General features: G+C 42.0%; 15 protein-coding genes, 16 tRNA genes and 1 rRNA gene. 7 read left to right on the top strand and 25 right to left on the bottom strand.

Annotation, left to right across the window (positions count from 1 at the left end):
- On the top strand, nucleotides 1-196 hold a 196-nt coding region (locus tag ACFQ38_RS06605), incomplete at its 5' end, for a hypothetical protein (protein ID WP_381480127.1).
- 318 nt (nucleotides 197-514) lie between these two features.
- On the opposite strand, the gene ACFQ38_RS06600 is transcribed toward ACFQ38_RS06605, so the two are convergent.
- On the bottom strand, nucleotides 515-2,266 hold the full coding sequence (locus ACFQ38_RS06600; RefSeq protein ID WP_336823861.1) for an ABC transporter ATP-binding protein: 1,752 nt from the start codon (nucleotides 2,264-2,266) through the stop codon (nucleotides 515-517).
- Nucleotide 2,267: 1 nt separating this feature from the next.
- Nucleotides 2,268-4,007 carry an ABC transporter ATP-binding protein gene (locus ACFQ38_RS06595; protein WP_381480126.1) on the bottom strand — a complete coding sequence of 580 codons (1,740 nt, stop codon included), beginning with the start codon at nucleotides 4,005-4,007 and terminating at the stop codon, nucleotides 2,268-2,270.
- A gap of 785 nt (nucleotides 4,008-4,792) precedes the next feature.
- Between ACFQ38_RS06595 and ACFQ38_RS06590 the strand changes: the two genes are divergently transcribed.
- Nucleotides 4,793-6,133: a hemolysin family protein gene (locus ACFQ38_RS06590; protein ID WP_336823859.1), complete on the top strand. Its 1,341-nt coding sequence runs from the start codon at nucleotides 4,793-4,795 to the stop codon at nucleotides 6,131-6,133.
- A gap of 210 nt (nucleotides 6,134-6,343) precedes the next feature.
- Here the strand turns inward: ACFQ38_RS06590 and ACFQ38_RS06585 are convergent, their stop codons facing one another.
- Nucleotides 6,344-6,526: a hypothetical protein gene (locus ACFQ38_RS06585; RefSeq protein ID WP_336823858.1), complete on the bottom strand. Its 183-nt coding sequence runs from the start codon at nucleotides 6,524-6,526 to the stop codon at nucleotides 6,344-6,346.
- Nucleotides 6,527-6,905: 379 nt separating this feature from the next.
- A complete protein-coding gene (locus ACFQ38_RS06580; RefSeq protein ID WP_381480125.1) occupies nucleotides 6,906-8,450 on the bottom strand; it encodes a GNAT family N-acetyltransferase in 1,545 nt (514 codons plus the stop codon).
- A gap of 124 nt (nucleotides 8,451-8,574) precedes the next feature.
- On the opposite strand from ACFQ38_RS06580, the gene ACFQ38_RS06575 reads away from it, so the two are divergent.
- The 3 genes from ACFQ38_RS06575 to ACFQ38_RS06565 are packed head-to-tail and all read left to right on the top strand — an operon-like array spanning nucleotide 8,575 to nucleotide 10,324.
- Nucleotides 8,575-9,003, top strand: a complete 429-nt coding sequence (locus tag ACFQ38_RS06575; RefSeq protein WP_381480124.1) for a disulfide oxidoreductase — start codon at nucleotides 8,575-8,577, stop codon at nucleotides 9,001-9,003.
- A complete protein-coding gene (locus ACFQ38_RS06570; protein ID WP_381480122.1) occupies nucleotides 9,000-9,470 on the top strand; it encodes a thioredoxin family protein in 471 nt (156 codons plus the stop codon). Before ACFQ38_RS06575 ends, ACFQ38_RS06570 begins: the two co-directional genes overlap by 4 nt.
- Before the next feature lie 11 nt (nucleotides 9,471-9,481).
- Entirely contained in the window at nucleotides 9,482-10,324 is an 843-nt protein-coding gene (locus ACFQ38_RS06565) for an RluA family pseudouridine synthase (protein WP_381480121.1), read from the top strand.
- Nucleotides 10,325-10,583: 259 nt separating this feature from the next.
- Here ACFQ38_RS06565 and ACFQ38_RS06560 read toward each other — a convergent pair whose 3' ends face one another.
- Entirely contained in the window at nucleotides 10,584-11,522 is a 939-nt protein-coding gene (locus tag ACFQ38_RS06560) for a methyl-accepting chemotaxis protein (protein WP_381480120.1), read from the bottom strand.
- A gap of 80 nt (nucleotides 11,523-11,602) precedes the next feature.
- Nucleotides 11,603-12,436 (bottom strand): aldo/keto reductase, encoded by an 834-nt coding sequence (locus ACFQ38_RS06555; protein ID WP_381480119.1) that lies wholly within the window; start codon nucleotides 12,434-12,436, stop codon nucleotides 11,603-11,605.
- 154 nt (nucleotides 12,437-12,590) lie between these two features.
- Between ACFQ38_RS06555 and ACFQ38_RS06550 the strand changes: the two genes are divergently transcribed.
- Complete coding sequence (locus ACFQ38_RS06550; protein WP_381480118.1) at nucleotides 12,591-13,892, top strand: NCS2 family permease; 1,302 nt, start codon at nucleotides 12,591-12,593, stop codon at nucleotides 13,890-13,892.
- A gap of 244 nt (nucleotides 13,893-14,136) precedes the next feature.
- Here ACFQ38_RS06550 and trmL read toward each other — a convergent pair whose 3' ends face one another.
- Both trmL and queG read right to left on the bottom strand, forming a co-directional pair.
- Complete coding sequence (gene trmL / locus ACFQ38_RS06545) at nucleotides 14,137-14,610, bottom strand: tRNA (uridine(34)/cytosine(34)/5-carboxymethylaminomethyluridine(34)-2'-O)-methyltransferase TrmL (protein ID WP_336823850.1); 474 nt, start codon at nucleotides 14,608-14,610, stop codon at nucleotides 14,137-14,139.
- Between the two features lie 16 nt (nucleotides 14,611-14,626).
- Nucleotides 14,627-15,754, bottom strand: coding sequence for a tRNA epoxyqueuosine(34) reductase QueG (queG, locus tag ACFQ38_RS06540; protein ID WP_381480117.1), 1,128 nt, complete (start codon nucleotides 15,752-15,754; stop codon nucleotides 14,627-14,629).
- Nucleotides 15,755-15,809: 55 nt separating this feature from the next.
- Between queG and ACFQ38_RS06535 the strand changes: the two genes are divergently transcribed.
- Nucleotides 15,810-16,514, top strand: coding sequence for a B3/B4 domain-containing protein (locus tag ACFQ38_RS06535; protein WP_381480116.1), 705 nt, complete (start codon nucleotides 15,810-15,812; stop codon nucleotides 16,512-16,514).
- 153 nt (nucleotides 16,515-16,667) lie between these two features.
- On the opposite strand, the gene ACFQ38_RS06530 is transcribed toward ACFQ38_RS06535, so the two are convergent.
- The 17 genes from ACFQ38_RS06530 to rrf form a co-directional block, all read right to left on the bottom strand.
- A tRNA-Leu gene (locus ACFQ38_RS06530) sits at nucleotides 16,668-16,748 on the bottom strand.
- A gap of 36 nt (nucleotides 16,749-16,784) precedes the next feature.
- Nucleotides 16,785-16,858: transfer RNA gene (locus ACFQ38_RS06525), tRNA-Cys, on the bottom strand.
- Between the two features lie 10 nt (nucleotides 16,859-16,868).
- Nucleotides 16,869-16,943 (bottom strand) — tRNA-Gly (locus ACFQ38_RS06520).
- Nucleotides 16,944-16,947: 4 nt separating this feature from the next.
- Nucleotides 16,948-17,019: transfer RNA gene (locus ACFQ38_RS06515), tRNA-Gln, on the bottom strand.
- Between the two features lie 10 nt (nucleotides 17,020-17,029).
- Nucleotides 17,030-17,105 (bottom strand) — tRNA-His (locus tag ACFQ38_RS06510).
- 33 nt (nucleotides 17,106-17,138) lie between these two features.
- Nucleotides 17,139-17,214: transfer RNA gene (locus tag ACFQ38_RS06505), tRNA-His, on the bottom strand.
- A 24-nt stretch (nucleotides 17,215-17,238) separates the two neighbouring features.
- Nucleotides 17,239-17,312, bottom strand: a tRNA-Trp gene (locus tag ACFQ38_RS06500).
- 7 nt (nucleotides 17,313-17,319) lie between these two features.
- Nucleotides 17,320-17,404: transfer RNA gene (locus ACFQ38_RS06495), tRNA-Tyr, on the bottom strand.
- Nucleotides 17,405-17,411: 7 nt separating this feature from the next.
- Nucleotides 17,412-17,487: transfer RNA gene (locus ACFQ38_RS06490), tRNA-Thr, on the bottom strand.
- A gap of 13 nt (nucleotides 17,488-17,500) precedes the next feature.
- Nucleotides 17,501-17,576 (bottom strand) — tRNA-Phe (locus ACFQ38_RS06485).
- 8 nt (nucleotides 17,577-17,584) lie between these two features.
- Nucleotides 17,585-17,660: transfer RNA gene (locus ACFQ38_RS06480), tRNA-Asp, on the bottom strand.
- Nucleotides 17,661-17,663: 3 nt separating this feature from the next.
- Nucleotides 17,664-17,738: transfer RNA gene (locus ACFQ38_RS06475), tRNA-Met, on the bottom strand.
- A 133-nt stretch (nucleotides 17,739-17,871) separates the two neighbouring features.
- Nucleotides 17,872-17,947, bottom strand: a tRNA-Val gene (locus ACFQ38_RS06470).
- Between the two features lie 210 nt (nucleotides 17,948-18,157).
- Nucleotides 18,158-18,232: transfer RNA gene (locus tag ACFQ38_RS06465), tRNA-Glu, on the bottom strand.
- Nucleotides 18,233-18,259: 27 nt separating this feature from the next.
- Nucleotides 18,260-18,350, bottom strand: a tRNA-Ser gene (locus ACFQ38_RS06460).
- A gap of 3 nt (nucleotides 18,351-18,353) precedes the next feature.
- Nucleotides 18,354-18,428: transfer RNA gene (locus ACFQ38_RS06455), tRNA-Asn, on the bottom strand.
- Between the two features lie 52 nt (nucleotides 18,429-18,480).
- Nucleotides 18,481-18,596: ribosomal RNA gene (gene rrf, locus ACFQ38_RS06450) — 5S ribosomal RNA — on the bottom strand.
- Nucleotides 18,597-18,807: the final 211 nt, after the last annotated feature.

Raw genomic sequence — 18,807 nt, 5'->3', positions numbered from 1 at the left:
AGGCGGGAGAGAGCGGATTTATGCGTTTTTAATACAATTTATGCGGTCCCCTGTCTGTCTTTGCGGGGCAATGACAAGGTTAGGCGGAAGAGAGCGGATTTATGCACTTCTGCTGCAATTTATGCGTTCTCCTATCTGTCTTTGCGGGGCAATGACAAGGTTAGGCGGAAGAGAGCGGATTTATGCGCTTCTGTAGCAATTTATGCGGTCCCCTATCTGTCTTTGCGGGGCAATGACAAGGTTAGGCGGAAGAGAGCGGATTTATGCGTTTCTGTAGCAATTTATGCGTTCCCCTGTCTGTCTTTGCGGGGCGAAGATATGGTTATGCGGAAGATAGCGGATTTATGCGTTTCTGCTGCAATTTATGCGTTCTCCTATCTGTTAATGTGTAGAAAGTAATTTTACGCGAATAGCAATCTGAATTGCGGTAAAAAGTGTTGTTCTCCCTATTAGCGATTTATAGATTGTAGCAAGCTAACGCAAAAAGGCCCGGCTAAACCGGACCTTTTACATTTTACCCTACTTTTGCTCCATTGTTCGTTTGCAATTTATACATTTGTGCATATTGCCCGCCAAGCGATAACAATTCATCATGAGTGCCTTGTTCGACAATTTCACCACGGTCCAATACTAAAATGCGATCTGCATTTTTAATAGTTGAAAGTCTATGGGCGATAATGAACGTCGTGCGCCCCTTCTTCAGGACATCCATGGCATGCTGGATGATTTCTTCGGTTTCTGTGTCGATGTTAGAAGTTGCTTCATCCAAAATTAAGATTGCCGGATCGAAGGCCAATGCTCGTGCGAACGAAATAAGTTGCCGCTGTCCAGAGGATAAGGTGCTGCCCTTTTCGATAACCGGCTCATCTATACCGCCTGGCAAATGTTTCAACACGCGTTCTCCTCCGACCGCATCAAGTGCTTCCTGGACCTTTTCCCGGGAAATGCTCTCATCACCTAAACTAATATTCGATTCAACAGTGCCGCTGAACAAATAAGGGTCTTGCAATACGATTCCCATATGATCACGGATCGTTTGCCTCGATATTTCTCCGATATTCATGCCGTCAATTGTAATTTTCCCTTTCGACACATCGTAGAAACGGAAGAGCAAGTTCATAATTGAGCTTTTCCCTGAGCCGGTATGACCGACTAATGCTACAGTCTCCCCTTGCTTCGCTTCGAATGATATATCTTTCAAAACATATTCTTCATCTTTATAAGCGAACCAAACATTCTCAAATCGGACATTTCCACGATATCGTTCAATCTTTTCATCGCTGACCGGTTCCCCGCTCCGATCCATTAAATCGAAGACACGCTCCGCTGCAACTAAAGAATGCTCAAGACGCGCAAATTGGTTAACCACCCCAGTAATCGGGTTGAATAAACGGGTAATATAATCGACGAATGCATAGAGCATACCGACAGTGACGATACTTTCAGCATTTATTGAAGCACCGCCAAAATACCAAATTAAAAACACAAACGCCAAAGAACGAATAATATCGACTAAGTTATGCGATGTCGCAGCTTCCACTTTCAACAGTTTGCTTTGATAATGATAATGCTGTTCGTTCAATTCATTGAACTCGCCATCCATTTGCTTTTCTCGGCGGAAAGCTTGAATGATTGTCATTCCATTGATCGATTCATTGATCATCGCATTCATTTCACTGTTTTTGCTCCGGATAATATGATTCACTTTCGCTGCAAATCTTCTGTAAAGCTTCATCCAAATGTAAAGCACCGGCAATACGAACAGCGTGATGGCTCCCATTTTAGGATCCAAATAAAACAGGGCAATGAAAATCCCTAACATATACATACCGCTAATTGCAAATTGTGAAACGACGGTTACATACAGGTTCCGTATTGCTTCCGTATCATTTGTAATCCTTGCCACCACTTTACCTGCAGGCAAATTATCAAAATAGCGGATTGGCAATGTTTGTATATGGCTGTACAACTCATTGCGCATTTTTTGGATAATCCGGTTCGCCGCATTTTGCAATAAAAGATATTGAAAATATCTCAATACCGCTGTCACCAATGCCAAGCCGAAAAATACTGCCAATAGTTTGGCAATCGGTTCAAAATTGATCGACTGATCGATTGAAGTCGCAATATGATCATCGATAATTTGCTTTGCAATCATCGGCCCCATCAAATCTGCGCCGACTGCGAAAGCTAGCAGGATTAGCCCTGCAATTAATAACTTTTTATAATCCAACGCATATTGAAGTAATCTTCTTCCCGTTCCCATCTTATTCAACCTCCCCGATCTGCTGGCGGTCGAACTGTTCTTTGTACCATCCGTTATTCGCAAGCAAGTCTTCATGTCTTCCTTCTTCAATGACACGTCCATCATTTAAGACAATGATCCAATCCGCATGCTGAATTGCAGATAAACGATGCGTCGTAATGATCGTCGTCTTTCCTGAACGCTCCGCCTGAATATTTTCGATGATTTTTGCTTCTGTCTTCGCATCGACTGCGGACAGCGAATCATCTAAGATAAGAATTTCAGGGTTTTTAACGAGAGCACGTGCGATTGAAATCCGTTGTTTTTGACCGCCCGATAACGCAACGCCTTTTTCTCCTACAAGTGTATCAAGGCCAGACGGCAACATTTGCAAATCCTTCTCAAAATGCGATAGGCGGATTGCCTCTGCAATGTCCTCTTCAGTTGCATCCGGCCTGCCGAATAATATGTTGTCACGGACAGATCGAGAAAATAAGACATGATCCTGCGGAACATAGCCGATCCAATCCCGGACTTGATCCTTTTTCAATGAACGCAAAGAAATGTCTGAGAATGAAATTTCTCCGTCCCCAACAGGATACTCCCGCAACAATTGCTTGATGAAAGTTGTTTTCCCGCTGCCGGTCTTTCCAACAATCCCTAAAGTTTGCCCTCTTTCTAACCGCAACTGGATATGATCCAAATTGACCGCATGAGACATCGGATAAGTGAAGCTTACATCGTCAAAGCCAACACTTTCCGGTTGGTCGACATTCGAAGGCTCAACTGGGTCTTTCACATCTTCTTCATACTCTAAAGTTTCCATTACACGGTCCAATGAGGCATTCCCTCTTTGCAAAACGTTGATCAATTCTCCGATCGCAAACATCGGCCAGACAATCATGCCTAAATAGACATTGAACGTAACCAAGTTCCCTAAAGTCATGTCGCCAATCGACACTAAGTATGCCCCATATCCTAAACCAATCATATACGTCAATGCGGTAAACACTTTCGAAAAAGGCATAAAGAGCGCATCGATCTTTTCCACATGCATATTTTTTTGATAAACATCCTCTGTCATTTCAGCAAAGCGCTTTTCAGTTTCCCGCTCCTGTACATAGGCACGGACTACACGTACACCTGCAACCGCTTCAAGGACATTGTCATTCAGATCGCCGAACGCTTGCTGCGCTGTCATATAGCGTTCATGAATTTTCCTTCCTAATACTTGTAAAATATAAGCTAATATCGGCAACGGTAAAATTGCCGCAAGCGTCAGCTTCCAGGAAACGACGAATCCCATTGTAATGATTAAAGTACCTAAGTAAGCCGTCGAATCAACTAAAGTCATAATGCCAAAGCCGGCTGTTTCCGAAATTGCCCGTAAATCATTTGTCGATCTGGCCATCAAGTCGCCTGTCTTATTCTTTTCATAAAACGTCGGGGTCATTTTCAAGAAATGGCGCATGAGCCTCGTTCTCAGCTGCCTCTCAATAACATAGGCACCGCCGAAAAGTTGATATTGCCAAACGAAATTTCCTGCATACGAAATCGCCATTATCGTAAACATTGCGCCGATGAAAATAACTAACAGTCTTGACGTCATCGTATCTGTATGAATTGCATCAATCGCTTGCCCGATAATCCAAGGCGGCAAAATGACAAGTACGTTGGCTAACATTAGCAAAATTAGCGCAACCGTGTAACGCTTGCGATTCTCTTTGAAAAACCACTTTAATTTAAATAATACAGAAAACATATTTGTCTACCCTCTTCCTTCTTCAGTAACAACTATCCACTTTCAATAGATTCCTTTTTTAAAATTTTCCGTAGCTGCATCATCATTGTCATACCGCAGCACTCCTTTCCCAATGATTAATTTATGTTACACGCATAGCGTGAAAACACCGAATTTTCTTTACAAAGAAAGATTAAAAAACACACGCCTCCTATAATAAGCGTGTGCTCGTAAAAAAGGACGGTAAATGTACCATCCTGTTTCAATTATTTTTACAAAATTGTTATCCAGTTCGGTACGGATTTTTTATTGAATTTTTGTGAAACAACGATTTGTACTTTTTTCATTTTCCGCACCTCCTGCACTATTTCGTTTTTCGAATAATTCTACATTACCGAACTGTTTTTCATTTGTCAATGCATTTTTTAACTAGTTTTATATCTCATTCATCGGGTATGGACTGTCATAACCTTTTAGCTCAATTAAGGGGAAAGAATGGCATGAACAATATGTATGCTCATCCATTGATTGCTATTCCTCTTTTTTCTGTCTCTCCCCACGGCAAATTCACATTATATGTCTACAAGGTTGGCATTGCAGCAATAATTATTGCAGTGCTAACCCTCTTTCTTTTCCTTCATAATAGCCACGACTTTCTCCTTATCGTTTTATTTTTCATCTCAGGCAAAACCATTTGTTTTTTTCTTTCAAATAAATTATCATAATCTTAACTAACTATTTTATCCTTACAGGAGGTGTACACTTTGTTCTACCCCTCATTTGGGCGATGGGCAAAGTAAGTCTATTTGGAAATTGCCATACGATTGGCAGCATTTGCTGCCTTGATCGCACTCACCGCATTTTTTGTTGCGAGCGAATTTGCAATCGTGAAAGTAAGAACAACACGGATTAACCAGCTTGTTGCAGAAGGTAACCGTAAAGCTATAACGGCCAAAAAAGTTGTAGGAAATTTAGATGAGTATTTATCCGCCTGCCAATTAGGGATTACTATAACTGCTTTGGGGCTTGGTATGTTAGGAGAGCCTACTGTAAAGCTGCTTCTTAAACCGTTGTTTTCATATTTTGATTTAGCCCCGAATGTGGCAACGATACTCTCATTCGCCATCGCATTCACAGTTGTGACATTTTTACATGTCGTTGTAGGTGAATTGGCTCCTAAAACAATAGCAATTCAGCGTGCCGAAGCCATCACTTTATCCGTTGCACGGCCGCTAATACTATTTCATAACATTATGTATCCCGTTATAAAAGGGATGAACGGCTCTGCAAGATTAATCGCCCGCCTCTTAGGGTACAAAACTGTTTCAGAATCCGAAGTCGTCCATTCAGAAGAAGAATTACGAATGATTCTGTCAGACAGTCTAAAAGGCGGAGAAATCAACCAGTCCGAATATAAATTTGTCAATAAGATTTTTGAGTTTGACGATCGTGTCGCGAAAGAGATCATGGTGCCAAGGACAGAAATGATGACAATTGATAAAGATATGAGCATGCGTGAAATGTTTGAAATGGTCGGTGTTGAACAGTACACACGCTATCCTGTCACAGATGGCGATAAGGACCACGTCATCGGTCTTGTCAATATGAAAAATCTTTTAACCGCATACATTAAAGACTCGGCAACAGGCGAGCAGAAAATTAGCGAATATGTCCAGCCCGTCATAAAAGTGATTGAAACGATGCCGATCGGTGATCTGCTCCTAAAGATCCAGCGGGAAAGAATCCATATGGCGATATTAATGGATGAATACGGCGGTACATCCGGTCTTGTAACAATTGAAGACATATTGGAAGAAATCGTCGGAGAAATCCAAGATGAATTCGATATGGACGAGGTTCCGGAAGTTCAAATGATCAATAAAGACCACTATATATTAGACGCTAAAATGTTGATTGAAAATGTCAACGAAGTGCTCGATATTGATATTGACGAAGAAGATATCGACACGATTGGCGGCTGGTTCATGTCAGAACGTTTCGAAGCCGTACCAGGCGAGAAAATCATTGAACAAGGCTATGAATTTACAGTTAAAGATGTCGAAGGCCATCATATCCTGTACTTGGAAGCCATGAAACATAGCGATAAAGAAGTGAAAGGTACAGCAGACCTTTCCATCGAATCGTAATAGAAAAGCATCCATCTTTCTGTAACAGGTTCGGTTGATGGGGAGAACACATAAGAATACATCCCAACTATCAACTATCGCGTATCGTTCACAACCGAATTGACAGTTGAAAAGCAAGAAAAAATGCTTAGGTTTTTTATGCCTAAGCATTTTTTCTTGCCCTATCCTTTGTTCCACAAACGTTTCCGACTGCAGCTACAGACTAAATCGTTAATTATCTAAATCATCGTCAAGCCATGATTTCTTATTTACTCCTTGGTCGGATGGTTTTTCGAGAGATTGCCCTAAAACCGACCTGTTAATTCCATCTTTGACAGCTTTAAAAATCACAAGATATAGAATGAATAACCCTACAATCCAAAGAACAAGCATACCGAAAACCTGACTTGCCATTTTTTATCACTCCAGTTCCTGTCTGGCTCCGTTTGTTAAATAAGCCGTCCTCTTATCAACAATTTTAGCACAAAGGCCCTTGTCCTCTTCGATGTTATCAATTATTTTGTGATTACTTACAAAGAAACTATTCTAACTTCAATGAACAAGCATTTTTTCATTGCAATTAACAGGTACACATAAATTTATATGCTAATTCACTGACCATTTGTAATGCTATTTCCTATCGATATTCGCCATAAACATTGATATAGCAACAAAAATAGGGACACCAATTCAAGTATGATTTGCATCCCCATATACTATGCTTCTTAACGTTTTCTTTCGTGTACCGAATCCAGAGCAGTGCAATGCCGATAAAGTCCAATCCTCTTTTTCTTTAATCCTTTTTATATTCTACATGGTATATGTCATGTCTGCGGTCTTTTAGCTGTTTAACAGTGCCGTCCTGCCTTTGACGACGAAGTATTTCAAGATCCACATCGCCAATCAATACCGTCTCTAAATTGGCATTCGTTTCGCCAACAATTCCATCCCTCGCGAATTCAAAATCCGATGGGGAAAAAATGGCCGATTGCGCATATTGAATATCCATATTCTCCGTTTGAGGCAAATTCCCTACCGTGCCGGAAATGACTGTGTAAATTTGGTTTTCGATTGCTCTGGCTTGTGCACAGTAACGAACGCGTAAATAGCCTTGCCGGTCTTCCGTGCAAAAAGGTGTAAAAATAATATTTGCCCCTTTATCGGTCGCAATGCGGGCAAGCTCTGGAAATTCAATATCATAGCAAATTTGAATAGCAATTTTCCCACAGTCCGTGTCAAATACACGAACCGAGTCGCCTTGGCTAATTCCCCACCATTTCTGCTCATTTGGCGTAATATGAATTTTATACTGCTTTTCAATTGAGCCGTCCCGTCGGAACAAATAGGCGATGTTATACACTTCTTCATCCTCTTCTTCAACGAAGTGTGATCCTCCGATAATATTCACATTGTATCGAACCGCCAAATTGGTGAATAACTCGATGTATTGTGGAGTGAACTCCGTTAACCTGCGGACTGCCCGGCTCGGGGAAGGCTCGTCCAAGAAAGACATCAGCTGCGTCGTAAAGATTTCCGGGAAGACTACAAAATCGGAATTGGCGTCTGATGCAACATCGACAAAGTACTCACATTGATTTGCCATCTCTTCAAATGAAGAGATTTTCCGCATTAAATATTGCACGACACATATGCGAACTGGATAACTCGTCTTATAATGCCGCTTCGTCGTCGCTTTATAATCAACATTATTCCATTCCATTAATGTTGCATATTTCTTAGATGCCTTATCATCAGGCAAGTAATTCGGATTAATGCGCATTGATGTAAAATCATTCAATAGTTGAAACGTCAACACAGGATCGTAAATCTTATGCCTTGTAACTGCTTCTACATATTCCCTTGCAGACATTTCATTCGCATACTGATAGTAATTCGGAATCCTGCCACCGATAATAATCGACTTTAAGTTCATCCTTTGGGCAAGTTCCTTCCTTGCATCATATAGCCGCTGCCCTACTTTCATCCGTCGATAATCGGGGTGGACCATCACTTCAATACCGTACAGATTATAGCCCTCAGGATTATGGTTCGTTATGTAGCCGTGTGCCGAAATATCATCCCAAGTATGTCGATCATCATATTCATCAAAGTTAATCATTAAACTCGAACACGAGCCGATAATTTCACCATCCAACTCGGCAACGATTTGCCCCTCAGGGAAAATGGCCAAATGGCTCTTCAAATGCTCTTCCTCCCAAGGCTCCATCCCGGGAAAGCAAATTTCCTGCATACGCAAAATCTTTTCAATATCCTTTTCTTCCATCTGTCGGATAATCATACTCATTTCAAATGAAGATAAATCAAATTCCTCGCTCATCTTTCATCACCTCTCTCCATGTTTACCCAAGTTACGGCTAAAAAGTCAAGGAGAGTGAATATTTTACATGGTCCCATCCACACACTATAATCATATATAAGTCTTTGATACAGGAGTTGAACAGATGCCAAAACGATTGGAAAATAGCCTGTTATTTATCTTTACAGTTTCCTTGATTGCAACATTAGGTTCATTGTATTTTTCCGAAGTGCGCGGCTTTGAACCTTGTACATTATGTTGGTATCAAAGGATCCTAATGTATCCGCTTGTATTAATTTCAGGAATCGCTTTAATTCAAAAAAATAGTAACATTGCATTGACGACAGCATTATTTTCTCTCATTGGCGGTTGCATGTCGCTCTACCATTATAGTATACAAAAACTTAGCTTTTTGAAGGAAAGTGCCCCTGCTTGCGGGAATGTCCCTTGTACGGGACAATACGTCAATTACTTAGGGTTTATTACAATTCCATTTATGGCCCTACTAGCTTTCATACTTATTTTCATTACAAGCCTGTTCATGATGAAATGGCAAAAGGAGTTTACAAAATGAAGAAATTGCTTATTATCGGGGGAGTCATCGTTGCGATTTTTGTTTTGATCGTCGTCTTGACGAATCAATCAAACAAAGAGAAACTGAAAGATAACCCTTACGGAACGGATAACTTATCTAAATCAACAATCGCATTAATCGGCAATGAAAACTATAGCAACATCGTACTTCCAGAAGATTTATATGACAAGGTGTCTTCCGGGGAATCAGTGACGGCATACTTCTTTTCTCCAGAATGCCAATATTGCCAACAAATGACACCAATCCTAATGCCTTTGGCAAAAGAGGAAGGCATCCATATTTACCAATTCAATATGTTGGAGTTTGGAAAAGAAGCGCAACCTTATGGCGTTAAATCTTGGCCAACGCTCATCCATTATGAAGACGGCAAAGAAGTCGGCAGAATGTCAGGTTTGCATCCTGAAGAAGATATTAAAGCTTTCTTTGATCGCTATGTTAATAAATGAGGAATAATCCAATGAACTATTTTCACTATGTAGTAGATGAAGAAGAGCTTACAATTGAAAAGCTGCTACGTGACAAGTGGAAAATCGGCAAAAAAACTGTCCATCAAATGCGAATGGACAAGGCGGTGACAGATCCTTCCGGCGAACCGGTTGATTGGCGGATTCCTTTGCCTCTAAATGCTGTTTTACATTTTCACTTTCATGCGAAATCCGACTATGAACAAGATGATGTAAGTGGAGTCAACATACTTTTCGAAGATGAGCATATAATCGCTGCCGTAAAACCCGCAGGCATTTCGGTCCATCCGAATGAAAAAGATAATGGCGGTACGTTCATGAACGCAATGATGAAATTTATCGCGACGAATGGCGGAGAATACGTAGAGCATATCCATCGTTTAGATCAGGGGACTTCCGGCATTATTCTATGTGCAAAGCATCCAATTGCTAAATCGATCATGGATCGGAAATTGGAGCAGCATGAAGTGACGAGAATTTATCATGCAGAAGTTGAAGGGGTCATGAAGCGAACGAAAGGCGTGCTCAATTATCCGATCGGGCGCGATCGGCATCATTCTACGAAACGAAGAGTATCCCCATCTGGCCAAAAAGCGACTACCCATTTTCGCGTGATGGAGAGAAGGTCTGATTCCACGACGGTTGAAGCCTCATTAGTAACTGGCCGAACTCATCAAATCCGTGTACATTTTTCACATATTGGCCACCCCGTTGTTGGCGATACGTTATATGATGGCAGTCCAACTGAGGACGGGCAGTATCGATTGGCAGCGAAAAAGATTTCATTCGAACATCCAATTACAGAAAAACCGATTACAATTGAATGGATCGTATGAAACAAAGTATCTTTTCACTATATCTACAGTCTTTTTAAAGGTTTGTAGTCATGAGATATATGTTTGCCCAGCTTGGCTTGAAAACGCTTGTCAAGGAAGGCAACCTAAATATGCTTAATCGTAAAGCTGCCTTAATTTCTGCAAAGAACGCAGAAATTAAGGAAAATCGAACCAACTCTTTGCTGTTCGATTCGCAGTATGCGAGCGTTTGTCAACAATCTGAAACAAGCCGGACCCTCAACAGGACTCCGGCTTGTTTTTATGAGAATGATAATTGCCTTATGCCATTTTCCAGGCGTAAGTCCACTTCTTTCGCGTCATCAATATGATCAACAATCAGTGCATGCGCTTCGCTGAATAATGAATTGGCGTCCGATAGCTCCATTTTCACCCGCTCCGCCAATTTCTTCTGCTCTTCAATCATTTCCTGAATTGCTGTTATATCTATTTTGCTTTCTTCAACAGTACCTAAGATCCGCTCCATTTTTTCTGCTGTTGCCATGCTGACGGTAATGCCTTTTTCAATAAGAGCTGCACTTTTCTTCGTTGCAGCAAGAGCTTGTTCAATTTCATCCCGCAACGCATTCGTCAGCGTTTGAATATTCGCTGTGCTGTCAGATGTGCTTTCTGCCAATTTACGAACCTCTTGCGCGACGACAGCAAATCCTTTTCCTGACTCCCCTGCTCTTGCGGCTTCGATGGAAGCATTCAATGCCAATAAATTCGTTTGTGCAGCGATATCTTCAATGACACCGACGATGGATTGGATTTCAACGGAACGTTCACTTAAATTCGACATATTCTTTTCGGAAGACTGGATTTGATTACCTAACTCCTTAATTACATCTGCTGTCGCATGGACTTCTTTCGTACCTTCAGTAGCCTCTTCTACCATTCGCTGCGCTTTTTCTTCCAAAGAATAGCCTTTCTCATATAACTCATTTGATTTTTCAGTAGATTGTTCGCTTAATTCGCCAACATTGTCAAATTTCTTTTCAATTTCTGTTACTGCATCCCCTAAAACAGTATGCTGTGCATTCACTTTCTCATGCTGGTCAACAGCTGCATGCAACTCGTCCTTCAACTCGCGCAGTCGATCCATCTCTTCAGCTTTTTTATTGGCATATTCAGATTTTAATTTTTCAATTTCCTCAATTAATACATCACCATTTTTTTCTGTTTTTTTACTTCTGAACAAAACAATTCCTCCCTATCACTCTGTATCTACTCTTAGTATACTATGAATTGTGAGGAAAGGCTCAGGTTCGAAAGTCACATTTATAGTGTGTCATAATTTTCGGGATTAGTCCCTGTTCGTTCATCCATATTCAGTGCATTGATCGTCATCATATCTTCGAGTGTAAGCTCAAAATCCGCCACTTCGATGTTCTCTTTAATTCTCTTAGGAGTGACGCTTTTCGGGATGACGACTAATCCATTTTGCAAATGCCACCGGATGATGACTTGGGCAGTCGTTTTGCCATGCTTCGCCGCAATATGGAGCAAAGTTGGATGCTCCATTAACTTTCCTCTCGCTAGAGGAGACCAAGAAGTGACAACGATTCCGTGTTCCGCACAAAATTCCCTTAGCGGTTCCTGCGTAAGCCTTGGATGAACTTCAATTTGATTCACCATTGGCTGTACATTTGCCGTTTTAAAAAGCTCTTTCAAATGATGGGCATGGTGGTTGGACACACCTGTTGCTCGAATTAACTTTTCCTCGTAAAGACGCTCAATCGCTCGATACGTATCTACAAACTTCCCAGCAACAGGCCAATGGGTCAAATAAAGGTCCAAATAAGAGACACCCAACTTTTCCAATGAAACTTCAAAGGCTCTTAATGTTTCATCATATCCTTGATCATTGTTCCAAACCTTCGATGTAATGAACAATTCCTCACGCGGAATGCCCGACTGACGGATTGCATTTCCAGTCTCGGTTTCATTCTCATAAATTGCAGCAGTGTCTATTGCTCGATAACCAACTTCCAATGCATATGAAATAGCCGACTCCGTCTCTTCTGGATCAGTCATTTTGTAAACTCCTAATCCTAATTGAGGCATAGCAACACCGTTCGATAAAGTGAGTTCCTTGCGATAAATTGATGTCATGGACTTTACCTTCCTTTATCATTTTCTCTAATTGTACAATGAATAAATACTTTTTTCGAACTTGTATTAAGATAATGGTTGCTTTTTGTGTATAAAACGAATAATATTATAAATGCATGTAAAATTGTTCGTGTTTTGAGAGGGGTATATTCACTTGTTTCAACTTAAAGAAAAAAATACAACAGTAAAAACAGAACTACTATCGGGCATGACTACTTTTTTGACTATGGTGTATATCGTTATCGTAAATCCGATCATTTTGTCTGATGCCGGCGTACCATTTGACCAAGTATTCTTGGCAACAATCGTAGCAACCGTTATAGGCACACTTTGGATGGCGTTATTTGCGAACTATCCGATTGCGATAGCTCCCGGAATGGGGTTGAATGCGTATTTTGCTTCAGTTGTTATCGCTTCAGATGGACAGCTTGATTATTTAACAGCTTTTTCTGCCGTATTCGTTGCAGGTCTTTTATTTGTACTGCTATCCTTAACATCTTTCCGTGAAAAACTCATTGAGTCCATTCCAGAAAATTTAAAGCATGGGATTACAGCAGGCATTGGACTTTTCATCGCTTTCTTAGGCTTGCGTCTTTCCGGCTTAGTTGTGTCACATGAATCGACTCTTGTAAAATTAGGTGATTTAACATCACCGCCCGTACTCTTAACATTATTCGGATTGCTCGTCACAATTGTATTAATGACTTTGAATGTTTATGGAGCCATTTTTATCGGCATGATTTTTACTGGGATTGTAGCCTTTTTCACAAAGCAATTACAATTTGAAGGAGCACCATGGAAGCTGCCCCATCTCCCCGAAGGAATTATTGTTTGGAATCCAATCGAGGCAGTAGGAGATGTGATTTCACATGGGCTTTATGGGGTTGTATTCGCATTTCTTATCGTGACATTATTTGATACGACAGGCACGATGATCGGTGTAGCAAAGCAGGCTGGTCTCATGAAAGGGAAGTCATTGCCTCGCGCAAGACATGCATTGCTTGCGGATTCAATTGCCGCAACTGCAGGCGCTATGGTTGGAACAAGCCCGACATCTGCGTATGTTGAATCTTCTTCAGGTGTTGCGGTTGGGGGACGCACTGGTTTAACGACATTGACCGTAGCTGTCTTATTCATTGGCGCAGCATTTTTCAGTCCTGTCGTCGGTGCCCTATCCAATGTCGCCGCCATTACAGCTCCTGCATTAATCATCGTTGGTAGTCTAATGATCGGCACAGTAAAGTATATCGATTGGGATTCGTTTGATGAAGCGTTCCCTGCATTTCTAGTCATTTTAACGATGCCATTAACATCGAGCATCGCAACGGGAATTGCATTAGGGTTTATCACCTACCCATTATTGAAGGTCGTAAAAGGAAAATGGAAGCAAGTTCCTGTCCTTTTATATGTTTTCGCCTTGCTGTTTGCTTACCAGCTTCTATTTTTGCCGCATTAATCATTGTTGAAACAATGTCACATTTACGTATGACAGACATTTCAATTTTAGCACGTTTAAGGTATACTATATAAAGGACTAATGATTTTACAGGAGGTACACCCGATGAAACTAATCCTTATTATGGGCGTTTGCTTCGCTTTCTTATCAGCAATTCTAACAGGCGGCTATGAAGATAAACCTGGTAAAGTGAAAAAATAAGCATCAAAAAACGGGACATGCCATGATCGGCTGTCCCGTTTTATTATTTCAAGTCCAAAAATGATTGTTGCCGCAGTGCTTCGTAAATTAATATCGCTGCTGTATTGGATAAATTCAATGAACGGATATGTTCATTCATCGGAATGCGCAAGCAATGCTCTTCATTTTCAGCAACCACTTCGTCAGGAAGCCCTGTCGTTTCCTTGCCGAATACAAAGAAGATGTCTTTCGTTGTATCTGTAAAATCAAAGGAAGAATACGTCTGCTTGCCAAACTTCGTAATGAAATAAAATTCTCCGTCCGGAAAAGCATTAAAAAATTCATTGAGTCCCTCATGATATGTGATATCGACATGTTCCCAATAATCGAGCCCTGCTCTCTTTAACATCTTATCATCTGTAGAAAAACCAAGTGGTTTGATTAAATGAAGCTTCGTGCCAGTTCCTGCACAAGTTCTTGCTATATTTCCCGTATTAGCAGGGATTAAAGGTTCAAAAAGAGCTACATGTATTGTCATTTCAAGTACACTTCCTTCACACAGTCTCGATTGCTTTTCTCATTTCACTACACACTTCTTCATTTTCTTCATTCGGTAAAGCTCTTTGCACTGCTTCGAGCCCTTCCGAGTTCCCTATTTGGCCAAGCGCCCATGCAGCTGTGCCACGAATCATTGGTCTCGGATCTTTCTCCATTAGGCCTATTAAATCAGGTACCGCCGATTCATCTTTAAAGTGTGCGAGTGCAATGATTGCATTCCGCTGAATAGGATTTTTCCCACGCCATGAACCCGACATATGCCCATATGTCTCCTTAAATTGCCTATTGGATAAAGTAAGCATCGGTTTTAATAGCGGTTTGACCAATTCTGGTTCAGGCTGAAATGCATTTTGATGTAAATTAAATTTTCTTTTATTTTTTGGACAAATCGTTTGGCATGTATCGCAACCATAAACCCTATTTCCGATTTTTGCACGAAATTCTTCAGGAACGGATTGCTTCGTTTGCGTCAGGAATGCAATACAACGCTGAGCATTCAATTGCCCACCTTGGATTAAAGCTCCAGTCGGACAGGCGTCTAAACAAAGCGTACAGTCTCCACATTCATCCTCCATAGGCCGATCTGGCGCGAATGGGATATTCGTTATCATTTCGCCAAGATAAACATAAGACCCAAACTCCGGAGTAATAATTGAGCAATTTTTTGCGGACCAGCCGATGCCAGCCCTTTCAGCTACTGCCCGATCGACTAGCTCCCCTGTATCGACCATAGAGCGGCAATGTGCTTGCGGTACCCTTTCCTTAATATAATCTTCTAAGAGCGATAGCTTCTCCCGTAAAACCGTATGGTAATCAACACCCCAAGACGCTCTGCAAAAGATCCCTCTTCGTTCACTCTTCGTTCCTTTAGGTGGATTCTCCATTTTGGACGGATAAGCAACAGCAATAGATAAAATACTTTCAGCTTCATCTAAAAGCAGAGCAGGATTTGTCCGTTTTTCGATGTCTTTTTCTTCAAAGCCTGATTGAAACCCTAACTCTTGCTGCCGTCTAAGCCTATTTTTCATTTCACGGAATGGAGCTGCAGTCGTGAAACCGATTTTATCTATTCCAATGGCCATCGCATAATCTCGTATTTCTTGTTGTAATTGAGCGACATTCACACCAATCCGCCTCCTATATGATAAAATTGACAAAAAGAATAGTAGGGTGATCTTATTGAGATTTGATATCGAGCCAACAGTATTTGAACGGTTACCAAACTTAAAATTAGGCATTAATCATTATACCAAAATTACCGTCACAGAATCTCCCCATATGCTAAAAGGTCGTTTGCAATTATTTCAAGAACAGCTCTTTTTTGAGTTAGAACAAAAAGAGCTCACTCAATTCTCGGGAATAAAGGAATGGCGAGATGCTTGGAAAAAGTTAGGTGCAGATCCGAACCGTTATCGTCCTTCAGCAGAAGCTCTTTTTAGAAGAGTAAAAAAGCAAAACTATTTAATGCCCTTTCATAGTGCAGTCGACTTGAATACTTTCTTTTCTCTGCAATACGAAATTCCAGCAGGTATTTACGATCTACATAAAATTGTAGGGAATATCCGACTGGACAGAGGTAGCGAAGAGGATGGATATGATGGTCTTAACGGCCGCTTCAACTCGCTTCAGAATATTTTGGTACTAAAAGATGATTACAGCCCATTCGGCAGCCCTTTCGTCGATTCGGTCCGTACAGCGGTTACTGAAGAAACGACCGATGCACTGCACATATTCTTCATTCGTCCGTTAATGGAAGCTGAAGAAGCATATAAGCTAACAGAAGCATGCGGGAATATGTTCACTAGCATTAGCGGAGGCGATGTTACCTCCTATGTCTTACAAAAAGGACAAGCAGCGATTGAGATAGACGATAGTATTGAATAATTGTTTTCTCAAAAAACGATGTGTATCCAATCTCAGGTCTCTAAGGAAAAAGCCCTTGCAGCAAGGTTGCAAGGGCTTTTCAGATCCAAATAGTAAATAGAGAAAAGCTATGAAAATGAAAAAGCACAACATCTGTTGTGCTTTTTCCGTGGATACCCGAGGCCGGACTTGAACCGGCACGCCTCGCGGCATCGCATTTTGAGTGCGACGTGTCTGCCATTCCACCACTCGGGCATATAATGATAATATCCAACAGCGTACATAAAATACTGGAGGCGGCAACCGGAATCGAACCGGTGGTAAGGGTGTTGCAGACCCGTGCCTTACCGCTTGGCTATGCCGCCGTAGAAAAAGTGGAGCGGAAGACGGGATTCGAACCCGCGACCCCGACCTTGGCAAGGTCGTATTCTACCACTGAACTACTTCCGCGAAACTGGGGTAGCTGGATTCGAACCAACGAATGACGGAGTCAAAGTCCGTTGCCTTACCGCTTGGCTATACCCCAAAGCTTTAAATGGGGCGACTGAAGGGAATCGAACCCTCGAATGTCGGAACCACAATCCGATGCGTTAACCACTTCGCCACAATCGCCATAATATTAGTATTTATGTTTGACTGCATGGATGGGGCGGCTGAAGGGAATCGAACCCTCGAATGTCGGAACCACAATCCGATGCGTTAACCACTTCGCCACAACCGCCATAATATTGAGTTGCAACTGTAATGGCAGGGGCAGTAGGAATCGAACCCACACCAAAGGTTTTGGAGACCTCTATTCTACCGTTAAACTATGCCCCTGTAAAGATGGTGGTGGGGGACGGATTCGAACCGCCGAACCCGGAGGGAGCGGATTTACAGTCCGCCGCGTTTAGCCACTTCGCTACCCCACCAAGAGCATGGTGCCGGCGAAAGGACTTGAACCCTCAACCTACTGATTACAAGTCAGTTGCTCTACCAGTTGAGCTACACCGGCACGGTGATAAATATGGTGGCTCAGGACGGAATCGAACCGCCGACACAAGGATTTTCAGTCCTTTGCTCTACCGACTGAGCTACTGAGCCACATATAATGGCGGTCCCGACCGGGATCGAACCGGCGATCTCCTGCGTGACAGGCAGGCATGTTAACCGCTACACCACGGGACCTTTTGGTTGCGGGGGCAGGATTTGAACCTGCGACCTTCGGGTTATGAGCCCGACGAGCTACCACTGCTCCACCCCGCGATAATAATAATTGTAAGACTTTTAAATCCTACGCATCCAGCTGTTTATGGGAGTTAGTTGAAATTTCCTTTTAGTAAATTTCACAAATCACATTCTGCGTTATGAGATTTGCTCCACCCCGCGATAATAATTATGGTGGAGGATGACGGGTTCGAACCGCCGACCCCCTGCTTGTAAGGCAGGTGCTCTCCCAGCTGAGCTAATCCTCCGGGTTAAAATTGCGATAAGCTTCGCATTACTGCGTCAGCTTCATTCACTCAATCAGTCACGTACCGTTGTACGCTCCTTCTTTCACTCAATCGCTTCCTTGTTCTACTCGCTTCTCCCAATTTTAACGGGAGTGCGATAAGCTTCGCATTACTGCGTCAGCTTCATTCGCTCAATCAGTCACGTACTGTTGTACGAGTCTTTAAATAGAATGGTGACCCCTACGGGATTCGAACCCGTGTTACCGCCGTGAAAGGGCGGTGTCTTAACCGCTTGACCAAGGGGCCATATGTATATTATCTATTGTATAAATCTGGCGGAGAGCAAGGGATTTGAACCCTTGATACGCGGTTAGCGTATACACGATTTCCAATCGTGCTCCTTCGGCCACTCGGACAGCTCTCCATTTGGCTCCGCAGGTAGGACTCGAACCTACGACCGATCGGTTAACAGCCGATTGCTCTACCACTGAGCTACTGCGGAATAATAATGAAACGAATGACCTTTGTATAGTTCATTCTCTTTGAGAATTGCAGCCCAGCGATGTCTTACTCTCACAAGGGGAAGCCCCTCACTACCATCAGCGCTGAAGAGCTTAACTTCCGTGTTCGGTATGGGAACGGGTGTGACCTCTTCGCCATTATCACTGGACTACTTTCACAAGACAAGATTTAGTATATCAGATCTCACTGGAAATTTCAAGCGTTTTTTACAAAAAAGTATTTTTATTCGCTCAAAACCGGATAAAACAGACATCGTACATCAATCAACCGTGCAATTTTTTCTTTGTCCAGCCTCAGCGGTTAAACGGTCGTCTCCGCTTTTCTTATAGGTTAAGTCCTCGATCGATTAGTATCCGTCA

It is taken from the genome of Sporosarcina contaminans, from assembly GCF_042679045.1.
GTDB lineage: Bacteria > Bacillota > Bacilli > Bacillales_A > Planococcaceae > Sporosarcina > Sporosarcina contaminans.
This window is presented reverse-complemented; position numbering and strand designations above follow the sequence as displayed.

Bases quoted from the DNA above. Each gene is read 5' to 3' on its own strand.
- ACFQ38_RS06600 (WP_336823861.1), bottom strand. From the start codon at position 2,266: ATGGGAACGGGAAGAAGATTACTTCAATATGCGTTGGATTATAAAAAG.
- ACFQ38_RS06555 (WP_381480119.1), bottom strand. From the start codon at position 12,436: ATGACATCAATTTATCGCAAGGAACTCACTTTATCGAACGGTGTTGCT.
- ACFQ38_RS06575 (WP_381480124.1), top strand. From the start codon at position 8,575: ATGCCAAAACGATTGGAAAATAGCCTGTTATTTATCTTTACAGTTTCC.
- ACFQ38_RS06580 (WP_381480125.1), bottom strand. From the start codon at position 8,450: ATGAGCGAGGAATTTGATTTATCTTCATTTGAAATGAGTATGATTATC.
- ACFQ38_RS06585 (WP_336823858.1), bottom strand. From the start codon at position 6,526: ATGGCAAGTCAGGTTTTCGGTATGCTTGTTCTTTGGATTGTAGGGTTA.
- trmL (WP_336823850.1), bottom strand. From the start codon at position 14,610: ATGACAATACATGTAGCTCTTTTTGAACCTTTAATCCCTGCTAATACG.
- ACFQ38_RS06595 (WP_381480126.1), bottom strand. From the start codon at position 4,007: ATGTTTTCTGTATTATTTAAATTAAAGTGGTTTTTCAAAGAGAATCGC.
- ACFQ38_RS06570 (WP_381480122.1), top strand. From the start codon at position 9,000: ATGAAGAAATTGCTTATTATCGGGGGAGTCATCGTTGCGATTTTTGTT.
- ACFQ38_RS06565 (WP_381480121.1), top strand. From the start codon at position 9,482: ATGAACTATTTTCACTATGTAGTAGATGAAGAAGAGCTTACAATTGAA.